At 62.6% G+C, this 16,296-nt stretch carries 15 protein-coding genes; 12 read left to right on the top strand and 3 right to left on the bottom strand.

The features are described from left to right. Positions 1–98 precede the first annotated feature (98 nt). Positions 99–401, top strand: a complete 303-nt coding sequence (locus LVS58_RS10430) for an ArsR/SmtB family transcription factor (RefSeq protein ID WP_003255178.1) — start codon at positions 99–101, stop codon at positions 399–401. Positions 402–418: 17 nt separating this feature from the next. After that, positions 419–1,468, top strand: a complete 1,050-nt coding sequence (locus tag LVS58_RS10425; protein WP_233691002.1) for an alkene reductase — start codon at positions 419–421, stop codon at positions 1,466–1,468. 116 nt (positions 1,469–1,584) lie between these two features. On the opposite strand, the gene LVS58_RS10420 is transcribed toward LVS58_RS10425, so the two are convergent. From LVS58_RS10420 to LVS58_RS10410, 3 genes are all read right to left on the bottom strand, one after another. Then, complete coding sequence (locus tag LVS58_RS10420) at positions 1,585–2,454, bottom strand: ATPase (RefSeq protein WP_233691001.1); 870 nt, start codon at positions 2,452–2,454, stop codon at positions 1,585–1,587. A 73-nt stretch (positions 2,455–2,527) separates the two neighbouring features. Next, on the bottom strand, positions 2,528–3,520 hold the full coding sequence (locus tag LVS58_RS10415) for an NAD-dependent epimerase/dehydratase family protein (RefSeq protein WP_233691000.1): 993 nt from the start codon (positions 3,518–3,520) through the stop codon (positions 2,528–2,530). Between the two features lie 49 nt (positions 3,521–3,569). After that, the gene (locus LVS58_RS10410; RefSeq protein WP_003255184.1) at positions 3,570–4,460 is read right to left on the bottom strand and encodes a LysR family transcriptional regulator ArgP; all 891 of its coding nucleotides are present in this window, start codon (positions 4,458–4,460) and stop codon (positions 3,570–3,572) included. 101 nt (positions 4,461–4,561) lie between these two features. Between LVS58_RS10410 and LVS58_RS10405 the strand changes: the two genes are divergently transcribed. The 10 genes from LVS58_RS10405 to LVS58_RS10360 all read left to right on the top strand — a co-directional run bounded on the left by LVS58_RS10405 (position 4,562) and on the right by LVS58_RS10360 (position 16,292). After that, positions 4,562–5,161: a LysE/ArgO family amino acid transporter gene (locus LVS58_RS10405; RefSeq protein WP_233690999.1), complete on the top strand. Its 600-nt coding sequence runs from the start codon at positions 4,562–4,564 to the stop codon at positions 5,159–5,161. 271 nt (positions 5,162–5,432) lie between these two features. Beyond that, positions 5,433–6,029, top strand: a complete 597-nt coding sequence (locus tag LVS58_RS10400; RefSeq protein WP_003255187.1) for a superoxide dismutase — start codon at positions 5,433–5,435, stop codon at positions 6,027–6,029. 605 nt (positions 6,030–6,634) lie between these two features. Continuing rightward, positions 6,635–8,686 carry a putative bifunctional diguanylate cyclase/phosphodiesterase gene (locus tag LVS58_RS10395; protein WP_233690998.1) on the top strand — a complete coding sequence of 684 codons (2,052 nt, stop codon included), beginning with the start codon at positions 6,635–6,637 and terminating at the stop codon, positions 8,684–8,686. A gap of 159 nt (positions 8,687–8,845) precedes the next feature. After that, a complete protein-coding gene (locus LVS58_RS10390) occupies positions 8,846–10,180 on the top strand; it encodes an imelysin family protein (RefSeq protein ID WP_233690997.1) in 1,335 nt (444 codons plus the stop codon). A gap of 141 nt (positions 10,181–10,321) precedes the next feature. Further along, positions 10,322–10,804, top strand: coding sequence for a hypothetical protein (locus LVS58_RS10385; protein ID WP_233690996.1), 483 nt, complete (start codon positions 10,322–10,324; stop codon positions 10,802–10,804). 13 nt (positions 10,805–10,817) lie between these two features. After that, positions 10,818–11,204 carry a hypothetical protein gene (locus LVS58_RS10380; RefSeq protein ID WP_233690995.1) on the top strand — a complete coding sequence of 129 codons (387 nt, stop codon included), beginning with the start codon at positions 10,818–10,820 and terminating at the stop codon, positions 11,202–11,204. Between the two features lie 109 nt (positions 11,205–11,313). Further along, complete coding sequence (locus LVS58_RS10375; protein WP_233690994.1) at positions 11,314–12,741, top strand: di-heme oxidoreductase family protein; 1,428 nt, start codon at positions 11,314–11,316, stop codon at positions 12,739–12,741. A gap of 19 nt (positions 12,742–12,760) precedes the next feature. Continuing rightward, positions 12,761–13,825, top strand: coding sequence for an imelysin family protein (locus LVS58_RS10370; RefSeq protein WP_233690993.1), 1,065 nt, complete (start codon positions 12,761–12,763; stop codon positions 13,823–13,825). Between the two features lie 2 nt (positions 13,826–13,827). Further along, complete coding sequence (locus LVS58_RS10365; protein WP_233690992.1) at positions 13,828–14,925, top strand: DUF1513 domain-containing protein; 1,098 nt, start codon at positions 13,828–13,830, stop codon at positions 14,923–14,925. A gap of 218 nt (positions 14,926–15,143) precedes the next feature. After that, positions 15,144–16,292, top strand: a complete 1,149-nt coding sequence (locus tag LVS58_RS10360) for an efflux RND transporter periplasmic adaptor subunit (RefSeq protein ID WP_233690991.1) — start codon at positions 15,144–15,146, stop codon at positions 16,290–16,292. Positions 16,293–16,296: the final 4 nt, after the last annotated feature.

Raw genomic sequence — 16,296 nt, 5'->3', positions numbered from 1 at the left:
TCGTGCTCAGCTCAGAACGCCTTCGTATTTGTATATCGGAATTCAGCGAATTATATTTCGCCCTATCGCGATATACCGCTACAACGAGCCTCAAAACCATGCCACTCGATCTCGACGAAATCATAAAAGCACTGGCCCACCCGGTCAGGCGAGAAATTCTCAGCTGGCTGAAAGACCCGGCAACCCAGTTCCCGGACCAGTACCACAGCACCGAAAACGGTGTGTGTGCCGGGCAAATCGACCAACGCTGCGGCCTGTCGCAGTCGACCGTCTCTGCCCACCTGGCCACGTTGCAGCGCGCCGGGCTGATCAGCAGCCAGAAGATCGGCCAATGGCACTTCTTCAAACGCGACGAAGCCACCATCCAGGCGTTCCTCGAACAACTGCGCCAAGCACTTTGACAAGGCAGGTAACCGCTATGACCACGCTTTTCGATCCGATCACACTGGGCGACCTGCAACTGCCCAACCGTATCATCATGGCCCCGCTCACCCGCTGCCGCGCCGATGAAGGCCGTGTGCCCAATGCGCTGATGGCCGAATACTACGTCCAACGTGCCAGCGCCGGGCTGATCCTCAGCGAGGCGACTTCGGTCAGCCCCATGGGCGTCGGCTACCCAGATACCCCCGGCATCTGGAACGATGAACAGGTACGTGGCTGGAACAATGTGACAAAGGCCGTACATGCCGCGGGCGGTCGCATCTTCCTGCAGTTATGGCATGTGGGTCGTATCTCCCACCCCAGCTACCTGAATGGCGAACTGCCGGTGGCCCCCAGCGCGATCCAGCCCAAGGGCCATGTGAGCCTGGTACGCCCGCTGAGTGACTATCCTACCCCGCGGGCGCTGGAAACCGAAGAAATCAGCGACATCGTCGAGGCCTACCGCAGTGCTGCCGAAAACGCCAAGGCTGCCGGTTTCGATGGTGTGGAGATACACGGCGCCAACGGTTACCTGCTCGACCAGTTCCTGCAAAGCAGCACCAACCAGCGCACCGACCGTTACGGTGGCTCGCTGGAAAACCGCGCGCGCCTGCTGCTGGAGGTGACCGATGCGGTCATTGAAGTGTGGGGCGCGCAGCGCGTCGGTGTGCACCTGGCACCGCGTGCCGACGCCCATGACATGGGCGACGCCGACCGCGCCGAGACCTTCACCTATGTGGCCCGAGCGTTGGGCAAGCGCGGCATCGCCTTCATCTGCTCGCGGGAACGGGAAGCCGACGACAGCATCGGGCCGCTGATCAAAGAGGCATTCGGTGGCCCGTACATCGTCAACGAGCGGTTCGACAAGGCCAGTGCCAATGCGGCCCTGGCCAATGGCAAAGCGGATGCCGTGGCGTTTGGTGTGCCGTTCATCGCCAACCCCGACCTGCCAGCACGGCTGGCAGCGGATGCGCCGTTGAACGAGGCACATCCCGAAACCTTCTATGGCAAGGGGCCGGTGGGGTACATCGATTACCCGCGGTTGTAATCAAGATTGCCGGGGCCGCTTTGCGGCCCTATCACGACACAAGGCTCCCACATGGATCGGCCATTGTAGGAGCGGCCCTGTGTCGCGATAGGAGGGCAACGCCCTCCCCTGCGGCGTCACGGCCGAGCGTTGATCTGTTGCTGCAGGTTCTGAATCTGGTTCTGCAGCGTATTCAGGTTACGCGTCATCTGCGCCCGGAAGGCATCGAACTCCTGCACCGACGCACCACCGGACGCTGCCGCAGCCGGGCGGTTGTCGATCTGGCTCTTCAACACCAAAATATCCTGTTCCAGGCCCTGGATTGCCGCGCTCGGGTTGCCCTGCTTCTTCAAGGCCGCCACCTCGCTACCCAGGCTCTTGAGCTGGCCGTCCAGCTGGCCGCCATCCACCTGTGAGGCTTTCAGCGCGGCAACCTGCTCGTTCAGGCTCTTCAACTGGGCATCCAGCTTGCCACCGTCGACCTGGCCAGAACGCAGCGCCGCCAGCTCGCCATTCACCAGCTTCAGTTGCGCCTGCAACTGGCTTTGCAGCTCAGTCACAGCCTTCTGCTGCTCTCGGGTATCGGCCAGCACCTGCTCCAGACGCTTGCCCAGGTCACCGGTCTGCCCGGCAACACCCTGCTGCAACTGGCGCAACTGCAGCTTCAGCGCCTCGCTGCTGGTAGTAACGCCGGACTCGCTGGCCGCCACCTTGCCACTGATCGCCTGAAGGCGGCCAGCCGCCTCTTCACTGATGCGGGCAAAGCTTTCCTGGGTCGCCACCAGTTGCTGCTCCATCAGCGAGATCTGCTGAAAGCTCCACCAACCCAGGCCCGCCAACGCGATGAACAAGGCACCGATCAACGCCCACAACGGCGCCGTGCTGGCCCCGCGGGCGGCTTTCTGGCGGCTGCGCATCACATGCGCCGGTATCAGTTCGTCATCATCAACGGTGCCCGCCCGCAAGGCAGGCACGTCATCAAAGTCATCGTGAACATGGTTACGCATGGGTACATTCAACCGCGGTAGTCACAAAGAGGCACGAGTATAAACCGCCAGCGCGGCGCATTGATGACCATTGTCAGCCGGGCGGCAGATGCTTCCACCAGCCGCAAAATTCATCCACCGCCGTCCACAGGCTGACCTTGGGCTGGTAGTCCAGGTACTGCCGGGCACGGCTGATATCCAGGGTGAAATCCCGGCTCATCACCTGCATCCCCAGGCGCGACAAGGTCGGTTGCGGGCGCCCTGGCCATAACATGCAGGCCGCCTCGTTCAGCGCGGCCAGGCTGTAGGCAAGGCCATAGGAGCGGTAGCGGGTCACCTGGGAAAGCTGCATCTGGCGCATCACGTAGTTGACCACGTCCCACAGCGGCAGCGGCTGGCCGTTGCTTATGTTGTAGGCCTGGCCCAGCGCCCGGTCATCGGCGAACAATGCACTTAGCAGCGCCTCGTTGAGGTTGTGCACGCTGGTGAAATCGACCTTGTTCAGGCCGTTGCCGATGATCGCCAGCCGCCCTTTGCGCTGCATCTGCATCAGCCGCGGGAAGATACTGGCATCGCCAGCCCCGGTGACGAAGCGCGGGCGCAGCGCCAGCACTTCGAGGCCGAACTCCTGGGCACCGAACACTTTCTGCTCGGCCAGGTACTTGGTTTGCCCGTAGTGATCACGGAAGCGACGTGGCACCTGGTCTTCACGAATGTCCAGGCGCGAACGGCCGTTGAAATAGATCGACGGCGAAGACAGGTGCACCAGGCGCCGTACGTGCTCTTTCAGACAGCCCTCGACCACGTTCTCGGTCACCACCACGTTGCCTTGGTAGAAATCCTGATAGCGCCCCCAGTTACCCACCGCGCCCGCGCAGTGCACCACGGCTTCGACACCCTGGCACAAACGCCGGGCCAGTTCGGCGTCACCCAGATCACCCGGGATGAACTGTGCGCCACGCTTGACCAGATGCTCGACCCCTTCGGCACGGCGGCCGCTGACGCGCACGTCCAGGCCTTGCTCCAGGGCGAAACGCGCAAAACGCCCGCCAATGAAGCCACTCGCGCCGGTGACCAGAATTCGCATGTAACACTCCGTCTTGCCAGATTTCAGATGCAACTGACGCCAGCCATGGCTACAAGGGCACCAGCCAATGCTGTGCGGTGTGCCGCAGGTGGTCGGTCAGTTGCGCGAGCAATTGCCCGCCATTGCGCCAATGATGCCAGTACAGCGGCACATCGATAGGAGTATCGCGGCAGATTTCCACCAATTGCCCACTGGCCAGTTGCTCCCGGGCCTGCAGTTCGGGCACCAGGCCCCATCCCAACCCGGCCTCGGTCATGCGCAGAAAGCCTTCGGATGAAGGGCACAGGTGGTGCAGGAAACCACCCTCTATGCCCAGCGATGCCAGGTAGCGATGCTGCAGGAAATCGTCCGGGCCGTACACGATCGCTGGAGTACGGGCCAGGCGGCTGGCGACAAAACCTTGGGGGAAGTGCCGCGCCATGAATACGGGACTGGCCAATGCCCGATAGCGCATGGCCCCCAGTGGCAAACTGCGTGCGCCGGCTACCGGCCGCTCACTCCCACACAGGCAGGCCGCCACTTCGCCGGCACGCATGCGTTTAAGGCCCACTTCCTGGTCCTCTACGACCAGGTCGGTCAGCACATTCTGTTGTGCGCAGAAGTTGCCCACCGCGCCGGCCCACCAGGTGGCCAAGCTATCGGCGTTGAGGGCGATACGCAGGCGCTCCGGCATGCCCTCTTCGTCCAGCGCCGGTACCTGGCGCTGCAGGTCGCGTTCGAGCAGGCGCACCTGCTGCACATGGTTGAGTAGCTGGCGGCCGACTTCGGTCGTGCCAGGCGGCGAAGCACGTACCAGCACCGGCTGGCCGACCCGCGCCTCAAGCAACTTGATGCGCTGGGAAATGGCCGATTGCGACAAGCCCAGCACCTGCGCCGCCCGCTCGAAACCGCCCTGTTCGATCACTGCCGCGAGGGCAGCCAGCAGTTTGTAGTCGAACATCTGTTTTCCTAATGGGTGATCAGCTTTATTTGTTTTTCTTATACAGCGCCGAGCATCACAATGACCAGCATCTTCCGTGACCCTTTTTGGAGAGCCCTGCTATGTGGCAAAGCTATCTCAATGGCATGCTGGTGGCCTTCGGCCTGATCATGGCCATCGGCGCCCAGAACGCCTTCGTCCTCGCCCAGAGCCTGCGCCGTGAGCATCACCTGCCGGTGGCAGCGCTGTGCATTGTCTGTGACGCTGTCCTCGTGGCCGCCGGGGTATTCGGCCTGGCCACCGTGCTGGCACACAACCCGACCTTGCTGGCAATCGCCCGCTGGGGCGGCGCGGTGTTCCTGATCTGGTACGGCGCCAAGGCGCTGCGCAGTGCCTGCTCCAAGCAGAGCCTGCAGCACCAGCAAGGCCAGGGCGTTCGCTCACGTCGCGCCGTGCTGCTCAGCGCCCTGGCGGTGACCCTGCTGAACCCGCACGTGTACCTCGACACCGTGTTGCTGATCGGCTCGCTGGGCGCCCAGCAGTCCGCCCCTGGCGCCTATGTGGCCGGGGCAGCCAGTGCTTCGCTGCTGTGGTTCTCGACCCTGGCCATGGGTGCGGCCTGGCTGGCACCGTGGCTGGCGCGGCCAGCCACCTGGCGCATGCTCGACCTGATGGTGGCAGTGATGATGTTCGCGGTGGCGGCGCAATTGATCTTCAACTGACCTCGGGGCCTGGTGCGGCATATTCATCGCCTGCAGGATCGAGCGGCGCTCGGCCCGACGGGCAACACCCACGCAACGGCGAGCCACTGGTCGGCACAGCCCAGCCCCTCCGGAACCTCTATTCCCTATGTTTGTTGCGTGGTTATGCGCCGGGCCCGGTGCTATGATCCAGCCCTTGCGTCGCAAAGAGTACAGACTCGCCGACGCTTATCGGGCCGCCCGTGATCGGCCTTGCGCAAACCGCAAACAGACCTGAATCAGGAGATCCACCATGGCTTTTGAATTGCCGCCGCTGCCGTACGCCCATGATGCCCTGCAGCCGCACATCTCCAAGGAAACCCTGGAGTATCACCACGACAAGCACCACAACACCTATGTCGTGAACCTGAACAACCTGGTCCCAGGCACCGAATTCGAAGGCAAGACCCTGGAAGAGATCGTCAAGAGCTCTTCGGGCGGCATCTTCAACAACGCCGCTCAAGTCTGGAACCACACCTTCTACTGGAACTGCCTGTCGCCAAATGGCGGCGGCCAGCCTACCGGTGCACTGGCTGACGCCATCAACGCCGCTTTCGGTTCCTTCGACAAGTTCAAGGAAGAGTTCACCAAGACTTCGGTTGGCACCTTCGGTTCCGGCTGGGGCTGGCTGGTGAAGAAAGCTGACGGTTCCCTGGCCCTGGCCAGCACCATCGGCGCCGGCTGCCCACTGACCAGCGGCGACACCCCGCTGCTGACCTGCGACGTCTGGGAACACGCCTACTACATCGACTACCGCAACCTGCGTCCGAAGTACGTCGAAGCGTTCTGGAACCTGGTCAACTGGGCCTTCGTTGCCGAGCAGTTCGAAGGCAAGACCTTCAAGGCCTGAGTCCCTCAGCCTTGAGCAAGAAACCCGGCCACGTGGCGTAATGCTGTTAGTCCAGCATTGTCATCCACGCCGGGCTTCCTCGAAAAACCGATGCCAGTCTTCTGGCATCGGTTTTTTTTCAAGGGTCGTGGAACGGGCCAGCGCACAGAGCATGTGTAAAGATCCATCCCGGGAAGAAACAATCGTCGTTGCAAAGCCTGAACCACGGCTCCGGCATTGCGCTGGCAGCAACTGCGCCAGCTCGCTGCGTGCAGATACTCAGGTCCTTCGTGTGTGGTGTTTTCCTGCCCCAGTCCCAAGCGCCGTCATACCCGCGTTCAACCATTCATCGACACCAAAAGTGCCCACTTGAATTCATGTCAATCAGACAGGAGTGACAAGGGGCGGGCTATCCGCGAAGCAGCCAGCACGTTTTTCACCTGCGCCCCACCCGCAAAACGCTTGCTCAGGCCGCATACCACGCTAACATCAAACCTCTGGAAGATTGATACAGCGCATTCAAGTTGCGGGGTCAGGCAACCGATACACTGCTTATGATCGACCGGTAGTGTATCGTCATCGTTGATGGCAAAATGATGCCATGCGCATGGATTAAGGAAACCCCATTGAAGCTGGAATTGCGGAACAGCTTGTCGGTCAAGTTGCTCAGGGTCGTGCTGCTGTCGGCGTTGGCGGTTGGCGTCGTGCTCAGCTGTGCGCAAATCGTCTATGACACCTACAAGACCCGCCAGGCCGTGAACAACGATGCCCAGCGCATCCTCGACATGTTCCGCGACCCCTCGACCCAGGCGGTTTACAGCCTCGACCGTGAAATGGGCATGCAGGTCATGGAAGGCCTGTTCCAGGACGAATCAGTACGCATGGCCTCCATTGGCCACCCCAACGAAACCATGCTGGCAGAAAAGTCCCGCCCGCTGCAGGACATGTCCATGCGCTGGCTTACCGACCTCATCCTCGGCCAGGAGCGCACCTACACCACACAACTGGTCGGCCGTGGCCCTTACAGTGAATATTACGGCGACCTCAGCATTACCCTCGATACCTCGGCCTATGGCAAAGATTTCCTGATCAACGCGGTGATCATCTTCATATCCGGCGTGCTGCGGGCCATGGCCATGGGTCTGGTGCTTTACCTCGTCTACCACTGGCTGCTGACCAAACCGCTGTCGAAGATCATCGAGCACCTCACCCAGATCAACCCTGACCGCCCCAGCCAGCACCAGATACCGCTGCTCAAGGGCCACGAAAAAAACGAGCTGGGCCTGTGGGTGAACACTGCCAACCAGTTGCTGGCCTCGATCGAGCGCAACACCCATCTGCGCCACGAGGCGGAAAACAGCCTGCAGCGCATGGCCCAGTACGACTTCCTCACCGGCCTGCCCAACCGCCAGCAACTGCAGCAGCAACTGGACAAGATCCTCGTCGACGGCGGCCGCCTGCAGCACCGTGTGGCAGTGCTGTGCGTTGGCCTGGACGACTTCAAGGGTATCAACGAACAGTTCAGCTACCAGGTGGGTGACCAGTTGCTGCTGGCGCTGGCCGATCGACTACGCGCCCACAGCGGCCGCCTGGGCGCTCTGGCGCGGCTGGGCGGGGACCAGTTCGCCCTGGTACAGGCCAATATCGAACAGCCCTACGAGGCTGCCGAACTGGCGCAGAGCATCCTTGACGACCTGGAAGTTCCGTTCGACCTCGACCACGAACAAATCCGCCTGCGCGCGACCATCGGCATCACACTGTTCCCCGAAGACGGTGACAGCACCGAAAAACTGCTGCAGAAAGCCGAACAGACCATGACCCTGGCCAAGGCCCGCTCGCGCAACCGCTACCAGTTCTATATCGCCAGTGTCGACAGCGAGATGCGTCGCCGTCGTGAACTGGAAAAGGACCTGCGTGAAGCCCTGCCCCGCAACCAGCTTTACCTGGTGTACCAGCCACAGATCAGCTACCGCGACCACCGAGTGGTTGGCGTAGAGGCCCTGCTGCGCTGGCAGCACCCGGAACTGGGTATGGTGCCACCCGACCAGTTCATCCCCTTGGCCGAGCAGAACGGCAGCATCATCAGCATCGGCGAATGGGTGCTTGACCAGGCCTGCCGGCAACTGCGCGAATGGCACGACCAGGGCTTCAGCGACCTGCGCATGGCGGTCAACCTGTCTACCGTGCAACTGCACCACAGCGAGCTGCCACGGGTGGTCAACAACCTGCTGCAAGCCTATCGCCTACCTCCGCGCAGCCTGGAACTGGAAGTCACCGAAACCGGCCTGATGGAAGACATCAGCACCGCCGCCCAGCACCTGTTGAGCCTGCGCCGCTCCGGGGCGCTGATCGCCATCGACGACTTCGGCACCGGCTACTCGTCCCTCAGCTATCTGAAGTCGCTGCCGCTGGACAAGATCAAGATCGACAAGAGTTTCGTACAGGACCTGCTCGACGACGATGACGACGCCACCATCGTTCGCGCCATCATCCAGCTGGGCAAGAGCCTGGGGATGCAGGTGATCGCCGAGGGCGTGGAAACTGCCGAACAGGAAACCTACATCGTTGCCCAGGGTTGCCACGAGGGCCAGGGCTACCACTACAGCAAGCCGCTCTCGGCCCGTGAACTGACCCACTTCCTCAAACAAGCGCAACGCAACCGGGTTTCGGTGTCCTGAGGCCACCTGCCCGGTTACAGGCCGTGCCCCTGATTTACATGAATTGCGCGCCAGCCCCTTTACAGCAAATGCAAATCTTTCGCATGATGTTGTCGTTTCGCGTGCCACGGCGCACGGTCCACCCCTTTGGTCCAACCACACGATGCAGGAAAACCAATAATGATTCGAATGCCTCTGGCCTCCGCCAGTCTGCTGGCCATTGCCATTGCCCTCGCCGGTTGCGGTGAAGGCAAGGACGAAAAAGCCGCCGCGCCGCAAGCCCAGGCACCTGCTGCCGCCACCACCGCTGCTGCGCCAGGGGCTGTCGATGAAGCAGCCGGCAAAGCCGTGGTCAAGCATTACACCGACATGGTCTACGCCGTGTACAGCGACTCGCTGAGCACTGCCAAGGCGCTGCAGACCGCCGTCGACGCATTCCTGGCCAAGCCCAACGACGAAACCCTGAAAGCCGCCAAGGAAGCCTGGTTCGCCGCGCGCGTACCGTACCTGCAGAGCGAAACCTTCCGCTTTGGCAACACCATCATCGACGACTGGGAAGGCCAGGTGAACGCCTGGCCCCTGGACGAAGGCCTGATCGACTACGTCGACAAGAGCTACGAGCACGCCTTGGGCAACCCGGGGGCCAACGCCAACATCATCGCCAACACCGAGATCCAGGTGGGTGAAGAGAAGGTCGACGTCAAGGACATCACCCCCGAAAAACTGGCTAGCCTGAACGAGCTGGCTGGCTCCGAGGCCAACGTTGCCACGGGCTATCACGCCATCGAATTCCTGCTCTGGGGCCAGGACCTGAACGGCACCGGCCCTGGCGCTGGCAACCGCCCGGCATCCGACTACCTGGAAGGCCAGGGCGCTACCGGCGGCCACAACGACCGCCGCCGCGCATACCTCAAAGCGGTTACCGACCTGCTGGTCACCGACCTCGAAGAGATGGTTGGCAACTGGGCACCGAACGTCGCCGACAACTACCGCGCCAAGCTGGAAGCCGAGCCTGTCAACGACGGCCTGCGCAAGATGCTGTTCGGCATGGGCAGCCTGTCGCTGGGCGAACTGGCTGGCGAGCGCATGAAAGTTTCGCTGGAAGCCAACTCGCCTGAAGACGAGCAGGACTGCTTCAGCGACAACACTCACTATTCGCACTTCTATGACGCCAAGGGCATCCGCAACGTCTACCTGGGCGAGTACACCCGCCCGGACGGCACCAAGCTGACCGGCCCGAGCCTGTCGTCGCTGGTGGCCAAGGTTGACCCGGCCGCCGATGCAACCCTCAAGGCCGATCTGGAAGCCACCGAGGCCAAGCTTCAGGTGATCGTCGACCACGCCCTCAAAGGCGAGCACTACGATCAGCTGATCGCCGCCGACAACGCTGCCGGCAACCAGATCGTGCGTGACGCCATCGCCGCCCTGGTCAAGCAGACCGGGTCGATCGAGCAGGCCGCGGGCAAGCTGGGCATTGCCAACCTGAACCCGGACACTGCGGATCACGAGTTCTGATCCTGCTGTAGCGCTCCATCGCAAACGCCCGGCCTTGTGCCGGGCGTTTTCGTTTGCTGCCGGGTAAAACGCTTCCCGCTGCCTGGCGTGCACGCAGATGCTCATCCTGTAGGCCTTCGATCAAACCTAACAGGAGGCACAGTGCTGCAGATTCTTGATGTCTGGGGCGAAGGCCGAATCGTCCAGCGCATGAATGGGGAAGACCTCATCACCGGATTCAACGATGCATACAACCTGAACAAGGCTGGCCAGCTCATCTCCAACGGGCCGTTCGCTGGCGGGCACATTCCCAACCTCATCGTCGTATACGAATACGATGCTCCGGACTTTCCACTCGACGACCATGCAGTCCCTCACGTGACGCTGATGGGCGCTCCGATCACCCGGCATGTGGCCGAGGAAATGTGCCGGGTAGTTGCCCGCCCCGGCAAGATCTACCTGTACGACCCCAACGAAACTGACCGCCGTATGTTCGAGGCAGTCGCCCTTGACCAAGGGATGCAGCTGCTCGGACGCTTTCATCCCGCCGAGCTCGCCCCCCCGTTCAACGAAATCACCTTGCTCGCGGCCTATGTCTATCGCGCCCCGACCAGCCCGTTACCACGCCCGAAAACTGAACACTGAAAGGAAACACTCCATGGCCAACGTCACCTACTTGCGCTCCATCGCCAATAACACGCCTTATACCCTGACCCTGATCGACGGTGAAAACCGCAGCAACAGCCTGGCAGTCGGCGCCCAGCACGTCTGGAATGGCTCGCTGGCCATCCCGTGGATCGGCAGATCGACTGAGAACCACAAGGCCTTGCGCCTGATACTCGGCCCGTCTGCCGACACCAGCGTCTGGATATTCCAGGATTACTGGCAACCTGCGCACATGGACGCGGTCAAGTGCATTACCGCCTCCTCCATGGAATACGCCAGCGAAGAAGTCATCGAAGTCGCCGGCGATAATCGCGGTGGCGGCAACAAGAACCTGATCGTCAACCTGGTCAACCGACACTTCATGCTCTATATGGCCTGACACTCTGCACTGGCAGCGATTTCATCAAGCAAACGCAAATTGCTCTTATTCAATGATCCTGGGCCTGCTAAGCTGCACGCCGGTTTTTCGCTCACGCCCAGGATTCTCGATGTCCTTGTCGCTGTCCCGACTCCCTCCCTTGCTGCTGGCCTTGGCCTTGGCCGCCTGTGACGACGCCCCGCGTTTCACCCACGCCGAGCCCGGCGAAGCGTTGTCGGGTGGCCAGGCGACCGTGCAGCGCAGCGACCGCAATGCCTATTCCCTGCCCTCGGCCAACCTCTCCCCAGAGCAGCGCCTGGACTTCGCCGTGGGTAACAGCTTCTTTCGCAACCCCTGGGTGATCGCGCCATCCACCACCACCGCGCGTGATGGTCTGGGCCCGCTGTTCAACACCAACGCCTGCCAGAACTGCCACGTGCGCGATGGCCGTGGCCACCCGCCAGAGCCGGGCGACAGCAACGCGGTGGGTATGCTTGTGCGCCTGTCGATCCCCGACCAACCCTACCTGGCCAAAGTGATCGAGCGCCTCGGCGTGGTGCCAGAGCCAGCCTACGGCACCCAGTTGCAGGACATGGCCATCCCCGGCGTGGCGCCGGAAGGCAAGGTGCGGGTGAGCTACACCCACGAAACCGTATCATTCAGGGACGGCCACCAGGTCGAGCTGCGCAAACCAGCCTTGCAAATCACCCAGCTCGGCTATGGTGTGATGCACCCCGACACGCGCTTTTCTGCGCGGGTGGCACCGCCGATGATCGGCCTGGGCCTGCTCGAAGCTATCCCCGAAGCCGACCTGCTGGCCAATGAGGACCCGGACGATCGCAACCGCGATGGCATCCGCGGGCGGGCCAACCGTGTATGGGACGACGCCCAGGGCAAAACAGTGATCGGCCGCTTCGGCTGGAAAGCCGGGCAGCCCAACGTCAACCAGCAGAACGTGCACGCCTTTGCCGGCGACATGGGCCTGACCAGCACCCTGCAGCCCAACGACGATTGCACCCCGGCACAAGCCGACTGCCTGGCTGCGCCCAACGGCGATGGTGCCGATGGCGAGAAAGAAGTCAGCGACAACATCCTGCGCCTGGTCACCTTCTACACCCGCAACCTGGCTGTGCCGGCCCGTCGCGACGTCGGCTCGCCACAGGTACTGGCGGGCAAGAACCTGTTCTACCAGGCGGGCTGCCAAGGTTGCCACACACCGCAGTTCAACACCGCCGCTGACGCCGCCGACCCCGCGCTGGCGAACCAGGTCATCCGCCCCTACAGCGACCTGCTGCTGCATGACATGGGCCCGGGGCTGGCCGACGAGCGCACCGAATTCGCCGCCAACGGCCAGGACTGGCGTACGCCGCCGCTGTGGGGCATCGGCCTGAGCGAAACGGTCAGTGGCCATAGCCAGTTCCTGCATGACGGCCGCGCCCGCAACCTGCTTGAGGCCGTGCTGTGGCACGGTGGCGAAGCCGAGGCGGCACGCAATTTCGTACTCACTTTCGATGCCGAGCAGCGCGCTGCGTTGCTCGCGTTCCTGAACTCACTTTAAACGCGCAAAGGAGCCGGGCATGTTCCGACCCAAACTGTTGTTCACCAGCCTCGCCGCACTCGCCCTCGGTGCCTGCTCGCCACAAGACCCGCAAGCAGTGACCTCCGCCGCCATCGCCAACCAGGTGATCCTGCCTACCTACAGCCGCTGGGTCGAAGCCGACCGTACGTTGGCTGCCAGTGCCCTGGCCTATTGCGAAGGCAAGGAAAGCCTGGACAAGGCCCGCGCCGACTTCCTCAACGCACAAAAAGCCTGGGCCGAGCTGCAGCCGCTACTGGTCGGCCCGTTGGCTGAAGGCAACCGCGCCTGGCAGGTACAGTTCTGGCCCGACAAGAAAAACCTGGTCGGCCGTCAGGTCGAGCAACTGGTCAACGGCGACAAGCCGGTAGATGCTGAGTCCTTGGGCAAGGCCAGCGTCGTGGTACGTGGCTTGTCGGCCTATGAATACATTCTGTTCGACAGCAAGCCGGACATCGCCACTGCCGAACAGAAAGCCCGCTACTGCCCGCTGCTGGTGGCCATCGGCGTACACCAGAAAGCCCTGGCAGAGGAGATCCTCAAAGGTTGGAACAGCACCGACGGCATGCTCTCGCAGATGACCAAGTTCCCCAACCAGCGCTACGCCGACTCCCACGAGGCTATCGCCGATCTGCTGCGCGCCCAGGTTACCGCCCTGGACACCCTGAAGAAGAAACTCGGTGCACCGATGGGCCGTCAGAGCAAGGGCATCCCGCAGCCGCTGCAGGCCGAGGCCTGGCGCAGCCACAACTCGATGAACAGCCTGCAGGCCAGCCTCAAGGCCGCCGAAGCCGTCTGGGTCGGGGTAGACAACCAGGGCCTGCGCGGCCTGTTGCCCAGCGATCAGAAAGCGCTGGCGGACAAGATCGACGCCGCCTACGCTACCTCGCTCAAGTTACTGGCCGACAACCAGAAGACGCTCGGTGAGCTGCTGGCCGACGACGCCGGTCAGCAAACCCTCAACCAGATCTACGACAGCTTGAACGCCGTCCACCGCCTGCACGAAGGCGATCTGGCCAAGGCGCTGAACATCCAGCTGGGCTTCAATGCCAACGACGGTGACTGATCATGCTGCGACGCCAGGTACTCAAACTCGGTAGCGTATTGCTCAGTGCCCTCACCTTGGGCGGCTGGAGCCTGTTCCGCAGCAAAGGCAGCGAACCCTTGCTGCTCTCGGCGCGTGACAACGGCAACGGCCAGCACTATGCCGTAGGTTTTCGCCTGGACGGTACACAGGTGTTCAGCACCGAGGTCGCTCAGCGTTGCCATGCCATCATCCACCACCCCGAGCAGCCAATGGCCCTGTTCGTCGCCCGTCGCCCCGGTACCGAAAGCTACCTGATCGACCTGCGTGACGGGCGTCTGCTGCAAACGGTAGCCTCGCAGCCGAACCGGCACTTCTATGGCCACGCCGTCGTGCACAAAGGCGGCGAATGGCTGTATGCCACCGAGAACGACACCACCGACCCCGGGCGCGGCGTGCTTGGCGTGTACCGTTTCGAAGGCGAACGCCTGGTGCACACCGGTGAGATCCCGACCCACGGTATCGGTCCGCACGAGGTCGCCTGGCTGCCCGACGGCGAAACGCTGGTCGTGGCCAACGGCGGTATCCGTACCGAAGCCGAAAGCCGTGTCGAGATGAACCTCGACGCAATGCAACCGAGCCTGGTGCTGATGCAGCGCGACGGCACCCTGCTGAGCAAGGAAACCCTGACCCAGCAGATGAACAGCGTGCGACACCTGGCAGTGGCCAGCGACGGCACCATCGCTGCGTGCCAGCAGTTCATGGGCGATGCCGATGAAACTGCCGAGCTGCTGGCGATCAAGCGCCCAGGCGAGCCATTCAAGGCCTTCCCGGTACCGGAGCGGCAGCTGCAAGCCATGGCCCAATACACCGCAAGCGTTGCCATTCACAGCGAGCTGCGGCTTGTGGCGCTGACTGCACCGCGGGCCAACCGCCTGTTCGTCTGGGACCTGGACAGCGGCGCGGTGCGGCTGGACGCCCCAATGCCCGACTGCGCAGGCGTTGGCGCGGTGAAGGACGGCTTTGTCGTCACCTCCGGGCAGGGCCGCTGCCGGTTCTACGATTGCCGCAAGGCCGAACTGATCGGGCAACCGATGAACCTGCCGTCCGGCTTCTGGGACAACCACCTGCATCTCGTCTGATTATTCTGTTGCATTGACTGGCCTATTCGCGGCTAAAGTCGATCCCACAGGGTTCTACACGGCCCTTGTAGGAGCGGCTTTAGCCGCGAAAAGGCCGGCACAGGCATTTTCCCTCCCTCCTCCCGAAAAACAGTCAATACTTCCCCCATCCACACGTGGGCAGGATCGCCCGTTGTCGTGCAAAAGCGAATAACAACTGCATCCAAGGAACCGGACCTATGCTGCGCCGCCGCATGCTCATCATGTTGGCCGTGGTTCTGCTGATCGTGCTGGCCCTGGGGGGTTACAAAGCCTTCTCGATCTACCAGCAGATCCAGATGTTCACTGCCCCCAAGCCCCCCATCACCGTGGCCGCTACCACGGTCGAACAGCGCCCGTGGCAAGAGCGCCTGCCCGCTGTCGGCAGCCTCAAGGCGCTGCAGGGCGTGGATCTGAGCCTGGAGGTAGAAGGCATCGTCAAATCCCTGCACTTCGACTCAGGCCAGCAGGTCAAGGCCGGGCAACTGCTCTTGCAGCTCAACGACGATCAGGAAACAGCCCTGCTAGGCACCGCCCAGGCCGACCTGGGCCTGGCCAAGGTCGACTTCGGCCGTGGCAGCCAGCTGGTGGGCGATTCGGCCATCTCCCGCGGCGAGTTCGACCGCCTTTCCTCCCAATACCGGCGCAACCAGGCCGTGGTCGAGCAGCTTAAGGCGCAGAAGATCAAGAAACGCATCAATGCGCCTTTCAGCGGCACCATCGGCATCCGCCAGGTGGACATCGGCCAGTACCTGGCCGCCGGTACTGTGATCGCCACGCTGCAAGACACGTCCAGCCTGTACGTAGACTTCAACGTGCCGGAACAGGCCCTGCCACACCTGAGCCTGGGCCAGCAGGTACTGGTGCAAGTGGCCGCCTACCCCGGCCAGCGCTTCCCCGCCAGCCTCAGCGCCATCAACCCCAAGGTCGAGGAAACCACGCGCAACCTGCTGGTACGCGCCACCATGGCCAACCCCGACGGCAAACTGCTGCCAGGCATGTTCGCCAGCCTGATGATCCTGCTGCCCAACCCGCAGCCGCACGTGGTGGTGCCGGAAAGCGCCATTACCTACACCCTGTATGGCAACTCGGTGTATGTCGTCTCACCGAAAAAGGACAAGGACGGCAAACCGGAATACGACGACAAGGGCCAACCTCAGCGGGTCGCCGAACAGCGTACGGTACAGACTGGCGAGCGCCGGGACGGCGTGGTTGTTGTCCGCGAAGGCCTGCAGGCCGGGGAACAGGTGGTCACCGCCGGGCAGCTGAAACTCACCCCCGGTGCCGCGATACGCATTGGCCAGGACAACGCCCTCAAGCCCAAACCGGGCGCAGCGGCTCAGGACTGACAGG

The organism is Pseudomonas sp. JR33AA, from assembly GCF_021378985.1.
Lineage (GTDB): Bacteria > Pseudomonadota > Gammaproteobacteria > Pseudomonadales > Pseudomonadaceae > Aquipseudomonas > Aquipseudomonas alloputida.
The sequence above is the reverse complement of the archived record's forward strand: the minus strand, read 5'-3'. Positions and strand labels throughout refer to the sequence as shown.

Excerpts from the sequence above, each read along its gene's own strand:
- LVS58_RS10410 (WP_003255184.1), bottom strand. The coding sequence starts at position 4,460 with ATGTTCGACTACAAACTGCTGGCTGCCCTCGCGGCAGTGATCGAACAG.
- LVS58_RS10405 (WP_233690999.1), top strand. The coding sequence starts at position 4,562 with ATGTGGCAAAGCTATCTCAATGGCATGCTGGTGGCCTTCGGCCTGATC.
- LVS58_RS10425 (WP_233691002.1), top strand. The coding sequence starts at position 419 with ATGACCACGCTTTTCGATCCGATCACACTGGGCGACCTGCAACTGCCC.
- LVS58_RS10415 (WP_233691000.1), bottom strand. The coding sequence starts at position 3,520 with ATGCGAATTCTGGTCACCGGCGCGAGTGGCTTCATTGGCGGGCGTTTT.
- LVS58_RS10370 (WP_233690993.1), top strand. The coding sequence starts at position 12,761 with ATGTTCCGACCCAAACTGTTGTTCACCAGCCTCGCCGCACTCGCCCTC.
- LVS58_RS10380 (WP_233690995.1), top strand. The coding sequence starts at position 10,818 with ATGGCCAACGTCACCTACTTGCGCTCCATCGCCAATAACACGCCTTAT.
- LVS58_RS10420 (WP_233691001.1), bottom strand. The coding sequence starts at position 2,454 with ATGCGTAACCATGTTCACGATGACTTTGATGACGTGCCTGCCTTGCGG.
- LVS58_RS10390 (WP_233690997.1), top strand. The coding sequence starts at position 8,846 with ATGATTCGAATGCCTCTGGCCTCCGCCAGTCTGCTGGCCATTGCCATT.
- LVS58_RS10400 (WP_003255187.1), top strand. The coding sequence starts at position 5,433 with ATGGCTTTTGAATTGCCGCCGCTGCCGTACGCCCATGATGCCCTGCAG.
- LVS58_RS10360 (WP_233690991.1), top strand. The coding sequence starts at position 15,144 with ATGCTGCGCCGCCGCATGCTCATCATGTTGGCCGTGGTTCTGCTGATC.
- LVS58_RS10430 (WP_003255178.1), top strand. The coding sequence starts at position 99 with ATGCCACTCGATCTCGACGAAATCATAAAAGCACTGGCCCACCCGGTC.
- LVS58_RS10365 (WP_233690992.1), top strand. The coding sequence starts at position 13,828 with ATGCTGCGACGCCAGGTACTCAAACTCGGTAGCGTATTGCTCAGTGCC.
- LVS58_RS10375 (WP_233690994.1), top strand. The coding sequence starts at position 11,314 with ATGTCCTTGTCGCTGTCCCGACTCCCTCCCTTGCTGCTGGCCTTGGCC.